At 36.0% G+C, this 19,534-nt stretch carries 21 protein-coding genes and 1 pseudogene; 15 read left to right on the top strand and 7 right to left on the bottom strand.

The annotated features are described in order from the left end of the window. Nucleotides 1-48 precede the first annotated feature (48 nt). Nucleotides 49-564, bottom strand: coding sequence for a gamma carbonic anhydrase (locus ACZ5R4_RS00355; protein ID WP_464367948.1), 516 nt, complete (start codon nt 562-564; stop codon nt 49-51). A gap of 52 nt (nt 565-616) precedes the next feature. On the opposite strand from ACZ5R4_RS00355, the gene ACZ5R4_RS00360 reads away from it, so the two are divergent. After that, nucleotides 617-1,711: a tetraprenyl-beta-curcumene synthase family protein gene (locus ACZ5R4_RS00360; RefSeq protein WP_464367949.1), complete on the top strand. Its 1,095-nt coding sequence runs from the start codon at nt 617-619 to the stop codon at nt 1,709-1,711. Nucleotides 1,712-1,720: 9 nt separating this feature from the next. Next, complete coding sequence (locus ACZ5R4_RS00365) at nt 1,721-2,395, top strand: HD domain-containing protein (RefSeq protein WP_109984624.1); 675 nt, start codon at nt 1,721-1,723, stop codon at nt 2,393-2,395. A gap of 37 nt (nt 2,396-2,432) precedes the next feature. Here the strand turns inward: ACZ5R4_RS00365 and mnmM are convergent, their stop codons facing one another. Next, nucleotides 2,433-2,993, bottom strand: a complete 561-nt coding sequence (gene mnmM, locus ACZ5R4_RS00370; protein WP_054859629.1) for a tRNA 5-(aminomethyl)-2-thiouridylate-methyltransferase MnmM — start codon at nt 2,991-2,993, stop codon at nt 2,433-2,435. Nucleotides 2,994-3,119: 126 nt separating this feature from the next. Between mnmM and ACZ5R4_RS00375 the strand changes: the two genes are divergently transcribed. From ACZ5R4_RS00375 to ACZ5R4_RS00390, 4 genes are all read left to right on the top strand, one after another. Continuing rightward, nucleotides 3,120-3,404, top strand: coding sequence for a DUF2524 family protein (locus ACZ5R4_RS00375; protein ID WP_054787489.1), 285 nt, complete (start codon nt 3,120-3,122; stop codon nt 3,402-3,404). 139 nt (nt 3,405-3,543) lie between these two features. Further along, nucleotides 3,544-4,293: a hypothetical protein gene (locus ACZ5R4_RS00380; protein WP_464367950.1), complete on the top strand. Its 750-nt coding sequence runs from the start codon at nt 3,544-3,546 to the stop codon at nt 4,291-4,293. 1 nt (nt 4,294) lies between these two features. Beyond that, nucleotides 4,295-4,666: a GntR family transcriptional regulator gene (locus ACZ5R4_RS00385; protein WP_109984622.1), complete on the top strand. Its 372-nt coding sequence runs from the start codon at nt 4,295-4,297 to the stop codon at nt 4,664-4,666. Further along, nucleotides 4,663-5,352 (top strand): ATP-binding cassette domain-containing protein, encoded by a 690-nt coding sequence (locus ACZ5R4_RS00390; RefSeq protein WP_464367951.1) that lies wholly within the window; start codon nt 4,663-4,665, stop codon nt 5,350-5,352. Before ACZ5R4_RS00385 ends, ACZ5R4_RS00390 begins: the two co-directional genes overlap by 4 nt. Here ACZ5R4_RS00390 and ACZ5R4_RS00395 read toward each other — a convergent pair. The 3 genes and pseudogenes from ACZ5R4_RS00395 to ACZ5R4_RS00405 form a co-directional block, all read right to left on the bottom strand. After that, nucleotides 5,326-5,634, bottom strand: coding sequence for a hypothetical protein (locus ACZ5R4_RS00395; protein ID WP_464367952.1), 309 nt, complete (start codon nt 5,632-5,634; stop codon nt 5,326-5,328). The two genes, ACZ5R4_RS00390 and ACZ5R4_RS00395, sit on opposite strands and share 27 nt — an antisense overlap. Nucleotides 5,635-6,014: 380 nt before the next feature. After that, complete coding sequence (locus ACZ5R4_RS00400) at nt 6,015-6,257, bottom strand: hypothetical protein (protein WP_054859624.1); 243 nt, start codon at nt 6,255-6,257, stop codon at nt 6,015-6,017. A gap of 72 nt (nt 6,258-6,329) precedes the next feature. Next, nucleotides 6,330-6,461, bottom strand: a pseudogene (locus ACZ5R4_RS00405) (helix-turn-helix transcriptional regulator); the annotation flags it as partial. Nucleotides 6,462-6,536: 75 nt separating this feature from the next. Between ACZ5R4_RS00405 and ACZ5R4_RS00410 the strand changes: the two are divergent. From ACZ5R4_RS00410 to ACZ5R4_RS00425, 4 genes are all read left to right on the top strand, one after another. Beyond that, entirely contained in the window at nt 6,537-7,076 is a 540-nt protein-coding gene (locus ACZ5R4_RS00410) for a helix-turn-helix domain-containing protein (RefSeq protein ID WP_181397519.1), read from the top strand. A gap of 2 nt (nt 7,077-7,078) precedes the next feature. Beyond that, a complete protein-coding gene (locus ACZ5R4_RS00415) occupies nt 7,079-8,023 on the top strand; it encodes an alpha/beta hydrolase (RefSeq protein WP_109984572.1) in 945 nt (314 codons plus the stop codon). 32 nt (nt 8,024-8,055) lie between these two features. Further along, nucleotides 8,056-8,739 carry a hypothetical protein gene (locus ACZ5R4_RS00420; protein ID WP_109984571.1) on the top strand — a complete coding sequence of 228 codons (684 nt, stop codon included), beginning with the start codon at nt 8,056-8,058 and terminating at the stop codon, nt 8,737-8,739. Nucleotides 8,740-8,821: 82 nt separating this feature from the next. Continuing rightward, nucleotides 8,822-10,534 carry a DNA-binding protein gene (locus ACZ5R4_RS00425; protein ID WP_464367953.1) on the top strand — a complete coding sequence of 571 codons (1,713 nt, stop codon included), beginning with the start codon at nt 8,822-8,824 and terminating at the stop codon, nt 10,532-10,534. Nucleotides 10,535-10,637: 103 nt separating this feature from the next. Here the strand turns inward: ACZ5R4_RS00425 and ACZ5R4_RS00430 are convergent, their stop codons facing one another. Continuing rightward, nucleotides 10,638-11,873 (bottom strand): MFS transporter, encoded by a 1,236-nt coding sequence (locus ACZ5R4_RS00430; protein WP_109984569.1) that lies wholly within the window; start codon nt 11,871-11,873, stop codon nt 10,638-10,640. Nucleotides 11,874-12,043: 170 nt separating this feature from the next. On the opposite strand from ACZ5R4_RS00430, the gene ACZ5R4_RS00435 reads away from it, so the two are divergent. The 5 genes from ACZ5R4_RS00435 to ACZ5R4_RS00455 all read left to right on the top strand — a co-directional run bounded on the left by ACZ5R4_RS00435 (nt 12,044) and on the right by ACZ5R4_RS00455 (nt 17,300). Beyond that, nucleotides 12,044-13,972: a glycoside hydrolase family 127 protein gene (locus ACZ5R4_RS00435; protein WP_109984568.1), complete on the top strand. Its 1,929-nt coding sequence runs from the start codon at nt 12,044-12,046 to the stop codon at nt 13,970-13,972. A 369-nt stretch (nt 13,973-14,341) separates the two neighbouring features. Then, nucleotides 14,342-14,980, top strand: coding sequence for a helix-turn-helix transcriptional regulator (locus ACZ5R4_RS00440; protein WP_054859617.1), 639 nt, complete (start codon nt 14,342-14,344; stop codon nt 14,978-14,980). 19 nt (nt 14,981-14,999) lie between these two features. Then, complete coding sequence (locus ACZ5R4_RS00445) at nt 15,000-15,809, top strand: pyruvate, water dikinase regulatory protein (RefSeq protein WP_277678835.1); 810 nt, start codon at nt 15,000-15,002, stop codon at nt 15,807-15,809. Nucleotides 15,810-15,846: 37 nt separating this feature from the next. Next, a complete protein-coding gene (locus ACZ5R4_RS00450) occupies nt 15,847-16,815 on the top strand; it encodes a 2-hydroxyacid dehydrogenase (RefSeq protein ID WP_464367954.1) in 969 nt (322 codons plus the stop codon). Between the two features lie 269 nt (nt 16,816-17,084). Continuing rightward, nucleotides 17,085-17,300: a hypothetical protein gene (locus ACZ5R4_RS00455; RefSeq protein WP_464367955.1), complete on the top strand. Its 216-nt coding sequence runs from the start codon at nt 17,085-17,087 to the stop codon at nt 17,298-17,300. 100 nt (nt 17,301-17,400) lie between these two features. On the opposite strand, the gene nasC is transcribed toward ACZ5R4_RS00455, so the two are convergent. Beyond that, the gene (nasC, locus tag ACZ5R4_RS00460; protein ID WP_464367956.1) at nt 17,401-19,533 is read right to left on the bottom strand and encodes an assimilatory nitrate reductase catalytic subunit NasC; all 2,133 of its coding nucleotides are present in this window, start codon (nt 19,531-19,533) and stop codon (nt 17,401-17,403) included. Nucleotide 19,534 lies beyond the last annotated feature (1 nt).

Genomic DNA, 19,534 nt, shown 5'->3' on the forward strand with positions numbered 1-19,534 from the left:
AAACTGTAGAAATTCGAAATAGCGAGAAAGCAACCATGATTTATAGAATCAGTTGCTTATCCTGTTTTTATAGTATTTTCCTTTTTCTACGTAATCCTTTTGGATACGATTCATATCCTTAATATCTTTATCGGTAAGATTACGAATTACTTTAGCTGGTCTTCCAAATGCTAGTGTGTTTGGTGGGATTTTTTTGCCAGGTGGTACAAGGCTTCCTGCCCCAATAAAAGCACCTTCGCCTATTTCTGCCCCATCCAAAATAATAGACCCCATCCCTATGAGCGCATGCTTACGAATAATGGCAGAATGTAAAGTAACTTGGTGCCCAACCGTAACATAATTTTCAATAATAAGTGGCAGTTCTGGGCTTTGGTGTAGGAGAGATAGGTCTTGGATGTTAGCATATGCCCCAATTTTAACAGGCGCTACATCACCTCGAATAACGGTTTTAAACCAAACACTTGTAAATTCTCCAATTTCAACATCCCCTGTAATGACAGCATCAGGTGCGATAAATGCATGTTGATGAATATTAGGTATTTTTCCTTTGTATTCTAAAATCATCGTATGAACCTCCTGCTAGATAGTTAATAATATGATATCATATGAAATAGAAATGAAGAAAAGTGAGGGAACCATTTTGTCTATTACAATCCCAACAAATGCCCCAATTTTATTAAAACAGGTTTATCAGAAAGTTTTTCCACAAGTAAATAAAGAGCTCGATTATTGGCAGGAAAGAGCTAAAAAAATACCGAATAAAGAATTACGAACACAAGCGTTGGCAAGTATTCGTTCTAAAAAGTTCCATTGCCAAGGTGGAAGTGTGTATAGTCTATTAGCAGGGGAACAATGGAAAGAAGCTATTCGATTTATTGTAGCCTATCAAACAATAAGTGATTATCTTGACAATCTATGTGATCGAAGTACTTCATTAGACCCGGAGGATTTTAGAATGCTTCACCAATCAATGGAGGATGCTTTATCACCAAATGTAAAGCTAAAAAATTATTATCAATACCGAGAAGAACAAGAGGATGCGGACTATTTGACTGATCTGGTAAAGACGTGTCAACAAATAGTTAGTCGAATAAGTAACTATAAAAATATACAAGGACTTATGATTCAGCTTGAAGCATTGTATAGTGACTTACAAGTACATAAACACGTTTGTCACGAAGAACGAATTCCAAGATTAGAAAAATGGTTTAGTACCTATCAATCCAAATGGCCAATGCTAAGCTGGTACGAGTTTTCTGCATGTACTGGATCCACATTAGGTATTTTCTGTATGACATCCTATGCTTTGGCTGGGGAGATGACAGATCAGCTTGCTGAAGTTATTTTCGAGAGTTATTTTCCTTATCTACAAGGGTTACATATTATGTTAGATTATTTTATTGATCAACAAGAGGATGCAGAAGAGGGTGACTTGAATTTCTGCAGCTATTATCAAAATGAAGAAGAACTGGAGAGACGTCTGATTTTTTTCGTGGAACAAACAAATAATCAAGTAAAAAAACTACCAGATGCTTACTTTCATGAAATGATTCAGCATGGCCTTGTAGGCTTATATCTAGCGGATCCAAAGGTAAAAAAGATGAAACAAGCCTATTCGACAGTCAAAAAATTGATCAAGGCAAGCGGTAGGAAATCACAATTCTTCCATTGGAACATAAAGCTATATAACCGTTTAGCGGGGAGATATTGAGGTGATCGATTGAATAAAAAGTTAATAATAGCAAAAACAGAGGAAATGGTTAGAGATCGGTTGTCAAACGAGAGAACAGGCCATGATTGGTATCATATAGAACGTGTGACAAAACTAGCTCAACAAATTGCTATGGAAGAAAATGCAGACATTTTTATTGTAACTTTAGCTGCTCTATTGCACGATTTGGCTGATGATAAGGTTGTTGCCAATGAAAAAGAGGGAATGGATAATATACAAGCATGGTTAAAAGATTTTAATATACGAGAGGTAGATTGTGATCACATTATACAGATTGTAAGTACAATGTCCTTTAAAGGAGGGAATAACCAGCTTGTCAATTCCTTGGAAGCTAAGGTGGTACAGGATGCAGATAGACTCGATGCGATTGGTGCAATCGGAATCGCGAGATGCTTTATTTATGCCGGGAAAAAAGGAACTGCCATGTATGATCCTACTATCGAGATAAGAGAAGAAATGACAGTAGAGGAATACAGAAAAGGAAAGTCTAGTGGACTTCACCACTTTTATGAGAAGCTACTAAAACTGAAGAATCTAATGAATACGAAAACAGGATATCAGCTAGCTATTGAAAGACATGCATATATAGAGCAATACTTAAAGCAATTCTTAAAGGAATTTAAGCTGAATGATACAAATATCGTTGATTTTATTAGGGAATAGGGACATGTGGAAAATCGATACATGTCCTTATTTAGCTCTAGCATAATTTCTCAATGGCAATAATAAAAGGTGGGTGGTTTATTTGATTGATAAATTGATATTGTAATACCTGATAATAGGATTGATCTAAATTGCCACAGAAATCGAGTACTTTTTCTTTTTCTTCCTTCCCACCCATATGTCCATGATAAACAACGATAACGATTCTTCCATTCGGACGAAGTCGTGTCAAAATGGATTGAATGGCACGAATAGTGTTTTGTGGAGTCGTAATAATTTGATGGTCTCCTTTAGGCAGATAGCCAAGATTAAATATGGCTCCTGCAAGTTCATCATTTGTAGGAATATATTTTTCGCAATTTTCATGGCCGTCATGTATCAGTTTTACATTTTGTATATTATTTTTCGATAATAGTGTGGAGGTGTTTTCTAAAGCTTTTTCTTGTATATCAAATGCAAAAACGTTCCCGTCTTCTTTAACTAGTTGACTGAGAAAAAAGGTATCATTTCCATTACCACATGTTGCATCCATTACAGTATCCCCTTGTCTGACAACCTCTTCTAACAAATGATGTGAATAAGCTAATATTTTTTTCATATTATTTCTTCTCCTAATTTTTACTTGATGAAATTTTGAAAAGATGGCTATCTTCCAATTTATTTTAACAAATAAAAGAAGTATGAAAAATAAAAATTACCTCACAATAAACATGAGGTGATAAAAATGACGACGAGAGATTCAATCGAGAACTTATTGATTGAAGGACAGCATATCATTCAGCAGGCAGAAGAGCAGTTAGATATGTCAAATCGAAATCAATTTGAAATGAACGAAGATTATTATAATGCACAATTGGAATTAGAAAAGCTAGCCCAAGGAATAGAAAGAGTATTGAACAGTGCTAATGCCCAACAAAAAGAACAGCTTCATCGATTTCAATTAATCGTGAATGAAAAATTGAATGATATGATTATGGATCAAGTGGACCTAACCGAATTAGATGATTAAACTACTTCAGACCTCTGAGGTAGTTTTTTTGATTTAGAAGTGGGGTAGGTAATATTCCATGTATGAAATAGATATTGATTAAACATTTGTATTAGTGTACTATTTAAATAGTACACTAATACAAATGAGGGGTGGAGCAATGAATAATTACAAAGGTTTATGGAATAAAGAAATGAAAATGATGAAGGGATTTCAACTAGTTGTTATTATAGTGATGCTAGGCATGATATTCTGGTCACTGTTTTTAAACAATGACTCGGACAATTTCCAAAACTTTTGGGAAGTGATTGCTATATTAAACTTGGGGCTAGTATTAATGCCAGCAACCTTATTGTTTAGTCTAAATATGGAGGTACATCAGCTGTCCTTATTACTGTATAATCGAAATGCTATTTTTAGGACGATACAGGTTAAGTTTCTCCATAGTATTTGGGTAACCCTTGTGTTCTTTGGCTGGATGACTATCTTTTTGTTTGTATTAAAGTGGATAAATTATTTAGAGGTTACTTCGAATACTTTAATTAGTATCTTATTCGTTTTATTCCATTACACTTTTATGATCGGATTATGGTTAAATGTCATTGTTTATGCTGCATGGGTTATTCATCGAATGCTCATCACAAGGGTAGGTTTTCCTATCAGCATACTTTGTTTAGTTGGTTTAGCTATTTTATTCAGCAAATTGTTCAGCTGGTCTGAGCCCCTCATTAATTGGATCGGGTCATTATGGACAATATCCTTCGGTTATTTTGAAGATCTGGCACTGGATTTAATTTTTATTACACAATATAACCAAATATCTCTAAGCTTATTTATCTTTACGGTGGGGATCTTGTGGCTACTTTATTACTTATTCACTTTGCTTTTAGAAGAAAAAGTGGAGGTTTAGCATGAAGGGAAAATTTCAATCAGATAAACCAATTTATCTCCAAATAGTCGACCAAGTAATCCAAGAAATTGTCAGTAATAAACGGAAAAAAGGGGATAAGCTTCCATCAGTAAGAGAGTTTGCGATTGACCTTGGTGTAAATCCAAATACAATTCAACGAGTCTATCGAGAATTAGAATCGAGAGGAATGGCTATATCTAGAAGAGGCCAAGGAACCTTTGTAACGGAGGAGCAAGAAATGATAACTAAATGGAAAGAAAAGCTGAAAGAACGGTATATTTATGATTTTATAGAGGCTATGGAAGCTCTCGGCTATTCATTAGAAGAGATTAAAGAAAATATGATGGATGAGAAGTGGGGTGGAGACTCGTGATTAAAGTAAAAAACATAAGTAAAAAAATGGGATGGAAATCTATATTGAAAAACTGTAATATGACAATACCGATCGGGAAAATAATTGGTATTATTGGAGAGAACGGTAGTGGCAAAACTACCTTCTTAAAAACAATGGCAGGGATCCTTCATCCATCTAGTGGAACTGTTTCATTGGATTCCAATATAAAAGACCGAAGTCAGATCATTGCCTATAGTCCAGATAACGAGTATTTTTATTCTTACTTTTCTGTTCAAGAATTAATAAATTTTTACCAGTCTCAATACGATGATTTTCAGCTAGAAAAAGCAAAGGACTTACTAAATTTTTTTCAGCTAGACTCTAATGAGAAGATTCAATACTTATCTAAAGGTCAATTAGGACGAGTGAAAATTACGGTAACACTTGCACGTGAAGCACCTATTTTATTACTAGATGAACCACTTGCCGGTTTAGACCCAATGGTAAAAAGTAAAATTATACAAGGTATCATTCAATTTATTGATCTTAATTATCAAACTGTGATTTTGACAACACATGAATTGTTAGAAATAGAGTCTTTATTGGATGAGGTAGTAATAATGAAAGAGGGAACAATTATCGATCAAAAGGATGTAGAAGAGATTAGAGAAGTGAATGGCCAAAGTGTTCAGGAATGGCTAGAAAATAATTATTCCGTACAATAGTAGATATTTTTGCAAGTTGCTCCCGCTTTTTTGCGTGTGCACGGATATTTTTGCGAGTTGCTCCCGCTTTTTTGCATCTGCGCGGATATTATTGCAAGTTGCTCCTGCTTTTTTGCATCTGCGCGGATATTTTTGCGAGTTGCTCCTGCTTTTTTGCATCTGCGCAGATATTATTGCAAGTTGCTCCTGCTTTTTTGCATCTGCGCGGATATTTTTGCGAGTTGCTCCCGCTTTTTTGCATCTGCGCGGATATTTTTGCGAGTTGCTCCCGCTTTTTTGCATCTGCGCGGATATTATTGCAAGTTACTCCTGCTTTTTTGCATCTGCGCGGATATTATTGCAAGTTGCTCCCGCTTTTTTGCATCTGCGCGGATATTATTGCAAGTTGCTCCTGCTTTTTTGCATCTGCGCGGATATTATTGCGAGTTGCTCCTGCTTTTTTGCATCTGCGTGGATATTATTGCAAGTTGCTCCTGCTTTTTTGCATCTGCGCGGATATTATTGCAAGTTGCTCCTGCTTTTTTGCATCTGCGCAGATATTTTTGCAAGTTGCTCCCGCTTTTTTGCGTGTGCGCGGATATTTTTGCGAGATATTGTTCAGAGTATCATTGTCTCTTTTAGTGACTAGATAAAGTTAAAAAGTTATTGAAATTTATCTGTTATTACATTCGTTCATCAGCTTCAGGAAGATTGTCTTTTTTTCGTTTCTGCTTAATTACTTCGATAATTGATAAAATAATCAATGCTAAAAGCCCACCTACTATTACTTCATGTGGAAATTCATCTTGAAAAAGATAATAAAGAAATGATCCTAATACAGAGCAAATAAAAATACATGTATAAATAAAAAACGGAATCCATCTTGTGGAAATGGCAGCTAATTCTTTTCTTTTTCTGCTGTTCAATTTTTGTCCTCCTCTAAAAAATATCTCTTCAATTGGTAGATCAAAATACTCCACTAGTTTTAAGGCTAATTACAAGCTAGGGTTATATTTATTCTTTTCAATGGCATTAATTGTTTGTCGTGTCACTTGTAAATCTTCCGCCATTTTTATTTGAGTAATTCCTCTTCTCTGACGTATTTCTCGTATATGATTAACTACTAAAATTAACTCAGTACCTATTGACTAATATCAAAAATGATATTATTATTAAAAGTGATAATAATGATGAGGAGAATGAAAATGGATAATAGCAAATGGAAAAAGTTATTACATCCGGTTCGAATGGAAATTATTCAAACATTAGCCGGAGGAAAAGAACTTACAGCCTCTCAACTTGCTTCACTTCTACCCAATGTTCCTCATGCAACCTTGTACCGTCACATCAAATATTTGCATGATATAGGCTTGATTATCGTAAAAAAAGAAATACCGAAGAGAGGTACGATGGAAAGGGTATATAGTCTAGCAAAAGGTGCTGATAGTATCGCACCAAATGACCTAAAAAGTTTATCCAAGGAGGAACATTTAGATTTATTTACTACGTTTATTTCCAATACAGTACAAGACTTTGGCAATTATTTAGAGCAGGGTAATCATGATTTTTTAGCAGATGGTGTTAGTTATCGACAAGGGATTTATTATATGTCTGACGATGAGTTTAAGGAGTTTGTCTATGAATTGAAAAAAGTGTACCAAAAATATCAGTCAAATGAGCCAACTGAAAATAGAAAAAAAAGAAAGATTACAACAGTTATGATACCGATGAAGGGAGAAGGATAGCGATGCAAAAAAAAGAATTGATAATGAACGGTGAGGTGCAATTATCTGGAACTGTTAGTATGCCTAAAGAAAACTTGAATGGTACCGCAATCATTTTTATTCCAGGTTCGGGGAAAATCGATCGTGATGGCAATGTTCTTAAACCAAAGGTGAATTTTAATATTTACAAAGATCTATCCGATTATTTGGTAGAGCTAGGCTTTATAACGTTTCGTTATGACAAAAGAGGAGTAGGAAAAAGTGAAGGGAATCATCTTGCGACAGGGTTATATGATTCTATTCAGGATGTGAAAGCTATAATCGAGCATTTAAGAAATGATCCAGCTTTCGGTTTGGAAAATATTTTGCTCTTAGGACATAGTGAGGGGACCATGATTGGTACAGCAGTTGCAGCAAGTACAGAAGTAGGTGGCCTAATTCTGTTAGCTGGTGGGGGCGAGACGTTAGAAGAAGCAACAAAACGTCAGAGAGAGCTAAGCTTCCAAGCATTAGAAGAGAAGAAAAATATTACTGGTTGGTTATTTCGTACCTTCTCTTTAGCGGAAAAAGCAGAGAAAAAAAACCAACGCTTATTTAAGAAGATGAGAGACTCGGATAAGGATATTATAAAAGTGCAGATGATGCCATTACCTGCTAAATGGTTGAGGGAACATTTTGATTATGATTTATTAGGCGATTTAAAGAAATTAACCTGTCCTGTTCTAGCTGTTACTGGAAATGTTGATATTCAAACAGATGCTAAAAAATTAGATAGAATAAGGGAATTAGTAGCAGATGCACAGTGCTATGAGCTCGAATCAATGGATCATATGTTAAAAGAAGAAACAGAAGAACCAAATATCTTAGATGCAAAAAATGCATATAAGAAAAACGTCCACAAGCCATTGCATCCTCAGCTAAAAACAATTCTAGAAAACTGGTTATTACGATATAATGAAAGTAATTAGAATTACTGGGATATAACGGGGTGAGGAATGAAATGTTTATTCATTTCAATTTGATAGAATGGTTTGCCACGATCATTTCATGGTCTATTATAGGGTTCATTGCCTTTAAGATTTATCAAAAAAAGACAGATGATTTAGAGAATTGGAAGTTGGTTTTTATTATTTTGATTGGCTTCCTAGCATTAGATCTTAATTGGGTTTCTAGGAGCCATTCGATCAGTTTCGCAGTTATACCTTTAGGAGTACTAATTTTAGCATTATTCTTGAAAAAAAGAGGTTCATGGGAAAAGTATAAACCATATGCATGGTTAGGTTTTTGGGCAAATTATATTTTCTTGTTTCTATCCTTAATTGCTAATCTTATACATGGTCAAATCTATGATAAAAGCGATATTCATACATTTATCTCAGATACGAGTAATATGGAAGTGATCAATGTAGATACCTCTAAAATAGAATATTCTGTTAGTCTTAGTAAATTGATGGAAATGGTAGAATCGGCCTATTTAGAGGAATCAGATGATTATTATTGGATAGAGGAAGATTTGCACACAGAACAGGGTACTCCTAAACAATTTCCCTATCAACTTATCGAGGTAAACCCGAAATGGGGAAGTGGTATTGATGCGAGTATTTTTCTTGAGAAAGACCGCCAAGGGATATTGATTCTTACAGAGGAAGAGAATTATTATTTTCGAACAGCAGAACCTTTTTAAGATGGTTTTTAGAAAATTTGTTGAAACATTTTCACCTTTTCAATCGTACAACTACTATAGACAAAAAGAAAGGGGATAATGAATGATAGGGGTTATAATTGCAACATTATTGTCAATGATTTTATTTATGGTAGGGGTAATAATTACTGTTACCGTATCAAAACTAAATGCTTCTAGACTATTTAAACAAGGTTTGATTTTGTTTATCGTTGGATTTGTTATAACAGCCATTGTGTATTATTTTGTCATGCCAACCATTACGGTTCCAAACATGTTAATTGCTAATACGATTATTGCCATAGTACTTATACCTTTGTATCTTTATATGATTCAGCCAGGAGAAAAAGCTGAAACAAGTGTACTAAGACCAGTTATATCGATTCTTGGATTAGCAGTAATAGCGATAGTTGTGGTCATGATTGTTAGTATTACGTCATTGGATGAAGCACATGATTCCATTTCCACTGCTGAGCAAGAGGAGGCGAAGCCACTCTCTAAAGAGGAAACACCCATAACGGTTGCTCCTGAATTTGCTCGTAATAAAATTCAAAAGGCGATGAGTGTTGTCCCAAATCCACAGTTCTATGATTTAGGGAAATTACAAGTACAACAATTAAAGGGTGAGGTTGTGTATGTTGCACCTGTAGAATTCTCGGGTTTTTGGAAGTTTGTTAGAGGGAAGGAAACAGCAGGTTATTTTACTATTTCCGCAACCAATGTAAATGCCCAACCTCAATTTCACGAAAGTTCCATGCAATATACGAACAGTAGTTACTTTCATAAGTATGTTAACCGCGTGATTTATAACAAATATCCACAGTATATCCAAAGTGGTGAAGCACAGATTGAGGTTGACGAGGATGGAAAGCCATGGTACGTACAAACAGTATATCGACCAATGCACATTACTAATAAACCAGACATGCAGCAATTAAGAGTCGTCGTCATTGATCCGCAAAGTGGTGAGATGGATATGTATAAAACAAGTGATGCACCAGAATTTATTGAGGGCTCGATTAGCTCGGAATTAGCCACCTTGGAAAACAAATATTTTGGTAAATATATTCATGGCTGGTTAAATAGTATTTTTGGAAAAAGAGATGTAAAAATTCCAAATGAATCAGGCTCTGAGACGGGTGTTACACCGATGTTTGATGAAAATGGAGATATGTACTACTTTACTGATTTAACATCACCGAAGGAAAATATCGATTCTGCTCTAGGGTATACTCTCATACATGCTAGGACCGGTGAACTAACATATTTTGGTGGACAAAAGAATAGTGCCATAATGGATAGTGAAGGAGCAAAGCAGATTGTCAATAAAGAATATCCGGAGAAGAATTGGAAAGGATATATGCCAGTACTGTACAATATTGATGGGAACCCGACATGGGTTGTAAATGTTCTAGATCCAAACGGCTTACACAAGCAATTTGCTTATATCAAAGCAAATGACTCTGACTTTGCTGTGTTTGGTGATACCGCCAGAGCAACATTGGATGCATATCGTATGGCTCTCCTTCAGAACCCTGGTAATGTTGGAGCGACAGATGAAGCAACATTGGAAACACGCAGTGGTGAAGTCAATCGTGTATTGGTAACCTCCACTGAACAAGGTCAAATGGTACAATTTCTCTTAACAAATGATCAAACCATATACACCGTTAACGCAAGCAAAGCTCCACTGTCCATTTTTTTAGAAAAAGGTGATATGATAACCGCTCAAGTCCAGCTTCTAGATAATGGAACTGCAACTGTGGAAGAAATACAAATAAAAAGTTTAACGGAATAAAACATATTGTCACTAAAAAATACAACCCGGACTTTATCTGAATGATAGGAGATAAAGTCCGGATTTTTTTAATCAGCGAAAGCACACAAACCGCAGTAATAAGCTATAACAAGTTTTTTTCCTTTTTTAACCTCCGATAAATCTCCATACATGTTAGCATACATAGAAATGCCGTAGTAGCTAGGAAAAAATAGCCTGCCTGCATTCCTAATTGATTACTAGCTTCATAGGTTGATCTAAGCGAAAGGTTAGTTACTAATTCAATAATATATCCAACAAGTAAATTAGTGATAACTGTTCCAATTCCAATGAGGGTAACAGTAAAGGTAATGGCAGTATCTGTTCCTTTTGTGTATTTTTTCGCGAGTAATGCCATCATTGTTGGATAAATAGGACCAATCCCGAATCCTGCAATTGCAAAGAGAATAGCGAAGGAATCGCCAAGAAAAATTGGAAGCATACTAGTAATACCGGCAAATGCTGAAAAAATTATGATCGAAAACGTGTATCCTAGTCGATCTGTTACAGGACCTAACAAAAGTCTTGCAAGCATGAACGAAAAGAAAAAGATGGAGAGCATAACGGATGCATCATCAAGCGTCCATGCACTGACACGTACTAAATAATTAACCAACCAAGCAGCCATCCCTAGTTCAGTCGTTACACCCATTGTTAAAGCGAAAACAATTAACCATGCAATAGGATCTTTAGCTAGTTTTTTGAAAGAAGTCCTATCTTCAGATTCGGTACCATCTTCTTTTGGAAATCGGCTAAGTACTATAGGTATTATTGGTAATAAGGATATGGCAAGCATGATCATATACATTTCGCGCCAGCCTAACACAGTAGCTGAAATTTCCCATCCCATGATTTGGGCAGCAACAATTGGAGCTACCGTTGAGCCTAAACCATAGAAAAAGTGAGAGAGGTTTAACATGGTCCCTGTGTTTTTAGTAAACAGTCGGGCGGCAATAATAGCTAATCCAATTTCCAACATACCATTTCCTAAATATAGGATGAAATAGGCCCCAACTAATGAAGGGAAGTTAGTAGAAAAATAGATTAACACACCCGAGCCAGCCATTATTACAAAGGTTAGAATGCTCGTAGCTTTTACCCCGATTTTGTTAATTAACCAAGAGGTAAATGTACATGCTAGTAAAAAACTAAAGGAATTAATCGCAAGCAGTAGTCCTAATTTTCCGTCACTAAGACTAAGCTCTACCTGCATATCAGGTAGTGCAGGTCCCTTTATATTTTCTGAGACCCCAAATATCAAGAAACCACCAAAGATAACAATCAATAATAAGACGTAATTTGTTTTCTCTTTAAAAATCATTTGTTGTTTTCTCCTATGTATGAAAATTATTTTCCAAGACTATTCTATGTTCACATGATCAAATTGTAAACGCTTATGCTCAAAAATATCAAACATATTTCTATACGAACATAATAGAATTGTTTATACTATTTTAGAAAGCGATTACAAAACAGAGTGAGGTGACGACAATGAAAGCATTAAAAACGAAAACACTGAACTTAAAAGATATCGAGATTACGGATGAATTTTGGAAGGGTAGAATTGATTTGGCAAAGGATATCATCATTCCATATCAGTGGGACGCATTAAATGATCAAATACCGGATGCTGCACCAAGTCATGCCATAAAGAATTTTGAAATTGCTGCAGGACTAAGTGATGGAGAGTTTAAAGGAATGGTATTTCAAGACAGTGATGTCGCCAAATGGTTAGAAGCTGCTAGCTATAGCTTAATCTATCACCCTGATAAGGAACTCGAGCAAACAATAGATGAAGTAATTGAACTAATAGGGAAAGCACAACAAGATGATGGTTATTTAAACACTTATTTTACAGTAAAAGAGCCAGAGAAAAGATGGGCAGATATTAGTCATGGCCACGAACTTTATTGTGCTGGTCATATGATTGAGGCAGCTGTTGCCTATTATAATGCAACAGGCAAAAAGTCATTGATTGATATTGTTTGTCGATATGTTGATTATATAATGACAATAATTGGGCCAGAACAGGGAAAAATACAGACATATCCAGGGCATCCAGAAATAGAATTAGCCTTGGTCCGACTATATGAGGTAACACAAGAACAGAGATATTTTGAATTAAGTAGGTATTTTGTAGAAGAAAGAGGAAATCAACCAAGTGTTTTCTTAGAAGAGGAAACATTAGGCTTAGGTCATCAGGATAAATGGTTTGGCTTAGATTACCATCAGGCACATCAACCACTAAATGAGCAAACAACAGCTGAAGGACATGCGGTTAGAGCTGTGTATTTATATGCAGGAATAGCAGATATCGTGAAATATACACAGAATAAAAAATGGAAGATTCAATTAGAAAAATTATGGGAAAATGTAACACAAAAGCGAATGTACATTACTGGTGGCATTGGTTCACAAGGGCATGGGGAAAGATTTACGCTTGACTATGACTTACCAAATAATGTTGCCTATGCAGAGACTTGTGCATCGATTGGTTTGGTGTTTTGGGCCCAGCGAATGCTACAAATAGAAGCAAAAAATGATTATGCAGATGTACTGGAAAAAGCACTGTATAATGGCGTATTAAGTGGTATGTCCTTGGACGGTAAGAAGTATTTCTATGTGAATCCATTAGAAGTAGCACCAGAATTAACGGACTATCGACATGATCATGTTCATGTAGAGTCAGAACGAGTAGGATGGTTTGGTTGCGCCTGTTGCCCACCGAATGTGGCAAGATTATTAACTTCTTTAGGTAACTATATATATACTCAAAAATCGGATACGATATATCATCATTTATATATTGGTAATAAAACAAATTTTACGATCAACAAACAGAATATTGTTTTACAACAAAAGACTACTTATCCTGCAACCGGTGAGGTGAGAATTACTTGTTTTACCGAGAATGAGGTACAGATGACCTTAAAGCTGCGTAAACCTAAATGGAGTAACAGTCCATCGTTAAAGGTAAATGGAGAGCTTCAAGAAGTCGTCATTGATAACGGAGGATATATAACAATGGAACGAAAATGGAGAGACAATGACACCATTTGTTTAACTTTTGATATGACACCAAAAGTAATTAGCTCTCATCCTAAGGTACGCGAAAATGTTGGAAAGGTAGCAATACAACGAGGACCAATTGTCTATTGTTTGGAAGAGAAAGATAATGGTGGTCAACTCCATTCCATATGCATTAATCCTAAATTACCAATAACAGAAGAAAATGATCTCCAAATATTAGGATTTCCAGCTTTAACTGGAAGTGGGGTAAGAGAAGTGAATGATAATGACACTTTATATAGAGAGTATAGGGAACCAGAGTTGAAACAAATAAAATGGAAGGCAATACCATATAGTTTTTGGGGGAACAGAGGAAAGGGAGAAATGGCTGTTTGGCTCCGAAAAATTTAATAGACGAGGCTGGGTATAACTAAGTAGGGAGAGCGAGAATCCGAACAATTTTCTATATGGAGTGGATACAGTACACAATCATAATGTTCGGCTTTTTCCTTCTCTCTTACTGTTTGTTCCACCTTTATTAACTTTACATAAAAAGCTTCCTTCTATATAATACAACATATATTAATAATGTTGTATTATATAGGATGAAGGAAGTCTTATGCTTTATTATTAAAATCTCTACGATCCCTTACCATTTTGGTGCAAGGAAAGACACTGTTAAGTTTTTCTAAGAATTACGATACCCTTAAGAAAGCCTGATTAAAGTATGGTATGATGATAGAAGGAAATGTTTGGGATGGAAGGATCAGGAGGAAGAGAATGATCGACTTTACAAAGAGGCAACAAGAAATTATCGAAATACTTAAAAAGCATGAACCGATTACGGCAGAGCAAATCGCTGAAATGCTAGGAGTTAGCAAGGGAACCATTCGCTCAGATTTGGCAGTATTAGTGATGACAGGTAATATTGAAGCAAAGCCTAAGGTAGGATATTTTTTAGGGAAAAAAAATCTAAATCGACTAGAACGATCGGATTGGTGGCATCGTACACCAGTAAAGGACATTCAAGGAGTGGCTGTAACCATTGACGCGACAACTACTGTAAATGATGCTGTGATATCCTTGTTCTTAGAGGATGTAGGTACGCTTATTGTTGTTGACGAGGAGCACCATTTAACTGGAATCGTTTCGCGAAAGGATTTACTAAAGGTTACGCTAGGCAATGCGCAAGCAGCATCCATGCCTATCCAGCTTGTTATGACAAAGCAACCAAAGGTTACCACTGTAACACCTGAGGACAGTGTCTATGAGGCTGCGAGGAAAATGATTTATTATCAAATTGATAGTTTACCTGTTGTAAAGGAAACAGATAATAAGCCAAATCTTCTAAAGGTAGTGGGCAGAGTAACCAAAACAAACATTGTGAAAGCATTAATTGAAGTGGAATCAGAAGCATAGGACAAAGGGGAGCTTAGAAATGGTACACAGTAATTCATCTATCTATGTTTGTTCAGATGCAGTAGGGGAAACTGCAGAAGCGGTTGTTCGGGCGACAATTAGGCAGTTTACGAGTAAAGAAGTAGCTATAAAAAGGTATAGTCATATACAGTCAGAGGACGAAATAGAGCAAATAGTGGGCGAAGTAAGAGAGAATCATAGCTTTATTGCATATACGCTTGTACAGCCTGAATTACGAGCAAAAATGCAACAGGAAGCTATTCGAATGGATATAAGAGCAGTAGACGTTATGGGACCAATGATGCAAGCATATATTGATACGTTTAATGATGCACCTAAACCAGATCCAGGACAAAGACAGGTATTGGATGATGAATATTTCAAACGTATTGAAGCAGTAGAGTTTGCAGTAAAGTATGATGATGGTAAAGATGTAAAGGGATTATTATTAGCAGATGTCGTTCTTATTGGGGTTTCACGAACGTCGAAAACCCCATTAAGTATCTTCCTTGCCCATAAAGGAATTAAAACAGCTAATTTACCCATTTTACCAGATATGGAGGCACCTGAAGAATTATTTCTTCCAGCTAATCGTATGGTTATCGGGCTAACGATTGATCCTGGGCACCTGTTAAAAATTAGAACAGAGCGATTAAAAACATTAGGATTACCACCACAATCCAAATATGCTTCTATGGATCAAATAAAAAAAGAATTAAGAACAGCAGATCAATTAATGCAAAGGCTAGATTGCCCGATCATTAATGTATCTGATAAATCTATAGAAGAAACAGCCGGTATTATTATGAAGATTAGATCGGATAAATAGTCATATATAATAGAATCTGAAAGAGGAAGTGTCTTAAATGAAAAAAAGAGTGCTCGTAACGGAACAGTTTCCAAGTTCCATTATCCAATTTTTAGAGCAGGAAGTAGAGGTTGAATATTGGGGAAAACCAGACCAAATGCCGAGGGAACTCTTACTCAAAAAAGCAGTTAATATACATGGGCTAATTACTGGGAAGGATCAAATTGATCAGGCATTAATAGAGGCCTCTCCGAAATTAGAGGTGGTAAGTAATGTCTCTGTTGGCTATGACAATTTTGATGTGGAAGCAATTAAAAATGCCAAATTATTAGCAACTCATACACCTTATGTATTAGATGAGACTGTAGCAGATTTAATTTTCGGTTTAATTATTGCAACATCCCGGCGAATAACTGAATTAGATCAATATGTAAAGCAAGGAAAATGGAAATTTTCTCTTGATAAAACCTTGTTCGGAACAGATGTTCACCACAAGAAATTAGGAATTATTGGAATGGGGAGAATTGGTGAAAAGGTAGCAAGAAGAGCTAGGCTTGGATTTGAGATGGAGGTAGCCTATTTTAATCGCCATCGAAAACAGAATGTTGAAAAGGATTTAAATATTCGTTATGAAGAAATGGATGCACTATTAGAGAGCTCAGACTTTATTTTACTATTGACTCCACTAACGAAGGAAACCTATCACCTCATCGGAGCTGACTGTTTCCACAAAATGAAGAAAACGGCTTTCTTTATTAATGCAGGGCGTGGTCCTGTTGTCGATGAAAAGGCATTAGTGGAAGCATTAAGGCAAAATGAAATAGCTGGTGCAGGTTTAGACGTTTTCGAACAGGAACCAACGGACCCAAACAATCCATTATTACAGATGAAAAATGTCGTGACATTACCACATACCGCATCTGCCACAATGGAAACACGGAATCAAATGAAGTGGTTTGCAGCTAAAAATATGCTCCAAGGATTAAAAGGAGAAAAACCAGATGCACTCATAAAGGAATTGCAGTAATTTCTTTTTTTATACGTTAGGAAAGTGAACATTGTTTGCAGGGAGTAAAGCGACGAAGCGAAAATTTTGAGGTCCTAAGTATAAGAAAAGCTAACGCATCTACCAAAAGAGGAGTGAATGCGAGTTTTTCTAACCCTTTTCAATGGAAAGGGGTTTTTGTCATGCTGGTTCAACATCATGACACTAACTAAAAAATCTTCTAAATCAAGAAAAATATTGTATGATAATAATAATGAGAAAATACACTAAGATACAAGTAGGTGGAAAGGTTGCAGTTAATTCGTAATTCAATGGCATTCCCTGTTGATAACTTTTTAGGTTTGTTCATCTATGCACTAATTTATATGTTACTAGCTGGTCTTATTGCGACTCTTGCTTTACACTTTATTCCTAATCGCATTCCATATGCAATTAAGAGCATTCTTGTGTTTATAGCTATTACATTAAGTCTTTTATTATGGTGGAAGACTTTTTTTCCTTTGTAAAAGTATGTTAAGGGTTGATCAGCCCTCCATTTTAGAAGCTAAGAAGTGGAGGGCTCTGGTATTAACACTAGAGGGAAGGCTTTCTGATCGAAGTCTAACTTTATAACGGCTGGATTCGTACGACACCTAATTTGAATCCAGGCATTTTAGAAAAGGGGTCTAGTTGATCATCGATCAGGCGATTCACGTTTTGATTTTCGGTCCAATGAAAAGGTACAAAAACAGTATCCTTTCGAATAGCTGAAGAAAATTGACTCCTAACGATAATCCAACCTTTATCTGAGGAGACCCTCACCAATTCCTTATCCTTTATACCATAAATCTTGGCGGTTTGCGGATGAATTTCAAGATATGCTTCAAAGTTAATTGCAGCAAGAGCGGAACTGTTTCTTGTTTGTACACCAGTTAAATAATGAGACATCACGCGTCCAGTTGTTAAAAACAACGGGTAATCATCGGTTAAGGTTGGTTTTTGTTTGAGAGAGTCGTGTTTGACTAAAGCCATCTGGGCTTTACCATCATCATGTGCAAATTCGTCTTCGAATAGTCGAACCGTTCCTGGATCATTTTCTCCTCTACAAGGCCAAAGGATACCCTTTTCTTTGCGTAAACGTTTATAGGTCATCCCTGAGTAGTCAGCTTTTCCTCCTTTAGAAGCCAATCGAAGTTCATCAAAAATCTCTTCTGAAGATTGGTAAGAGAAATGTTTCTTCTTACCTAATTTGTTAGCAATTTCACAAAGTATTTGCCAATCATGCTTTGCCTCTCCTTGGATAGGAAAGCTTGCCTCACGCAAGAGCACACGCCCTTCTACATTTGTTAAAGTTCCTTCATCCTCTAAATAAGAAGTAGAAGGTAGGACGAGATCCGCTAGTTGAGCTGTTTCTGATAAATAAAGGTCAACCACCATTAAAAACTTTAATTTCATTAAAGCTTTTCTAACAAAATTAGTATTTGGGCTGGAGACGATTGGATTTGAACACATAATAAGCATACTTGTAATTTCTTTTTGATCCACCTTTTCAAACATTTCAAATGCCGATACACCTTTTTTCGGTAGGTCTTTTTCATCGATTCCCCAAACCTTGGCGATGTATCTTCGATGCTCGATATTTTCAATAGACCGATATCCAGGTAATTGATCTGCCTTTTGCCCATGCTCTCTTGCCCCTTGCCCATTTCCTTGTCCAGTGATTGCAGCATATCCAGAATATCGTTTGCCAATTTTCCCTGTAGCAAGTAAAAGGTTAAGAAATGCACGAACGGTTTCGGTGCCATTTATCTGTTGCTCAATTCCACGTGCAGTGAAAATCATTCCTGATGGCTCTGAACCAAAGATATGAGCTACTTGGCGTATTTCTTTTTCTGTAATTCCTGTATCTGTGACAATCTCCTTCATAGTAATGGATGTTACATAATCCTTTACCTCTTTATAATGATGGGTCCGTTCTGATACAAAGGTATGGTCGATAAAATTAGCCTCTATTATCATTTTTAAAATCCCATTCGCTAGAGCAATATCAGAACCAGGTTTAATCTTAAGATGTAGATCAGCGAGCTGAGTGGTCTTTGTTTCTCTCGGATCAATCGCGATGATATAGGCGCCATTTTCCTTCGCCTGTTGAAAATAAGGCATAATAGTAGGTTGACATTCGGCTATATTCGTACCAGCTAAAATAATGACACGAGTATTTGGAACTTCTGTAAGGCTATTGGTAAAGCCACGATCCAGTCCAAATGTTTGATTGGCTGCTGTTGCTGCAGAGGACATACAAAGTCTACCATTATAATCAATATACTTTGTGCCAAGGGCAACACGTGCGAACTTTCCAAGTAAATATGCTTCTTCATTGGTTATAGAGGCACTCCCATAAACAGAGAGAGCATTCTTTCCATCTTTTTTTTGGATAGATGTGAAGCGTTCTTGAATCGTGTCTAAAGCTACTTGCCACGATACAGGCACAAATTGACCATTTATTTTTAATAATGGTTTTGTAATTCTTTCTTGATTTAATGCGTGTTGGTGCGCATTTAATCCTTTTACACATAACCTTCCTTCAGAGGTTGGATTATCCTGGCCTATTGTTTTATATTGCTTCCTAGAAATAATCTTTTGTTCGATTAATTGCATTTTACATTGCATACTACAAAAAGGACATTGTGTTTCATAAACATTTTCTGATTGGACCTTTTGTTGCTTTTCTCTAAAATATCTTAACATGAGATCTGTCATT

Source organism: Gracilibacillus sp. JCM 18860 (assembly GCF_055395245.1).

Bases quoted from the DNA above. Each gene is read 5' to 3' on its own strand.
- ACZ5R4_RS00355 (WP_464367948.1), bottom strand. From the start codon at position 564: ATGATTTTAGAATACAAAGGAAAAATACCTAATATTCATCAACATGCA.
- ACZ5R4_RS00360 (WP_464367949.1), top strand. From the start codon at position 617: ATGAAGAAAAGTGAGGGAACCATTTTGTCTATTACAATCCCAACAAAT.
- mnmM (WP_054859629.1), bottom strand. From the start codon at position 2,993: ATGAAAAAAATATTAGCTTATTCACATCATTTGTTAGAAGAGGTTGTC.
- ACZ5R4_RS00375 (WP_054787489.1), top strand. From the start codon at position 3,120: ATGACGACGAGAGATTCAATCGAGAACTTATTGATTGAAGGACAGCAT.
- ACZ5R4_RS00380 (WP_464367950.1), top strand. From the start codon at position 3,544: ATGAATAATTACAAAGGTTTATGGAATAAAGAAATGAAAATGATGAAG.
- ACZ5R4_RS00385 (WP_109984622.1), top strand. From the start codon at position 4,295: ATGAAGGGAAAATTTCAATCAGATAAACCAATTTATCTCCAAATAGTC.
- ACZ5R4_RS00395 (WP_464367952.1), bottom strand. From the start codon at position 5,634: ATGCAAAAAAGCGGGAGCAACTCGCAAAAATATCCGCGCAGATGCAAA.
- ACZ5R4_RS00410 (WP_181397519.1), top strand. From the start codon at position 6,537: ATGGATAATAGCAAATGGAAAAAGTTATTACATCCGGTTCGAATGGAA.
- ACZ5R4_RS00415 (WP_109984572.1), top strand. From the start codon at position 7,079: ATGCAAAAAAAAGAATTGATAATGAACGGTGAGGTGCAATTATCTGGA.
- ACZ5R4_RS00420 (WP_109984571.1), top strand. From the start codon at position 8,056: ATGTTTATTCATTTCAATTTGATAGAATGGTTTGCCACGATCATTTCA.
- ACZ5R4_RS00425 (WP_464367953.1), top strand. From the start codon at position 8,822: ATGATAGGGGTTATAATTGCAACATTATTGTCAATGATTTTATTTATG.
- ACZ5R4_RS00430 (WP_109984569.1), bottom strand. From the start codon at position 11,873: ATGATTTTTAAAGAGAAAACAAATTACGTCTTATTATTGATTGTTATC.
- ACZ5R4_RS00435 (WP_109984568.1), top strand. From the start codon at position 12,044: ATGAAAGCATTAAAAACGAAAACACTGAACTTAAAAGATATCGAGATT.
- ACZ5R4_RS00440 (WP_054859617.1), top strand. From the start codon at position 14,342: ATGATCGACTTTACAAAGAGGCAACAAGAAATTATCGAAATACTTAAA.
- ACZ5R4_RS00445 (WP_277678835.1), top strand. From the start codon at position 15,000: ATGGTACACAGTAATTCATCTATCTATGTTTGTTCAGATGCAGTAGGG.
- ACZ5R4_RS00450 (WP_464367954.1), top strand. From the start codon at position 15,847: ATGAAAAAAAGAGTGCTCGTAACGGAACAGTTTCCAAGTTCCATTATC.
- nasC (WP_464367956.1), bottom strand. From the start codon at position 19,533: ATGACAGATCTCATGTTAAGATATTTTAGAGAAAAGCAACAAAAGGTC.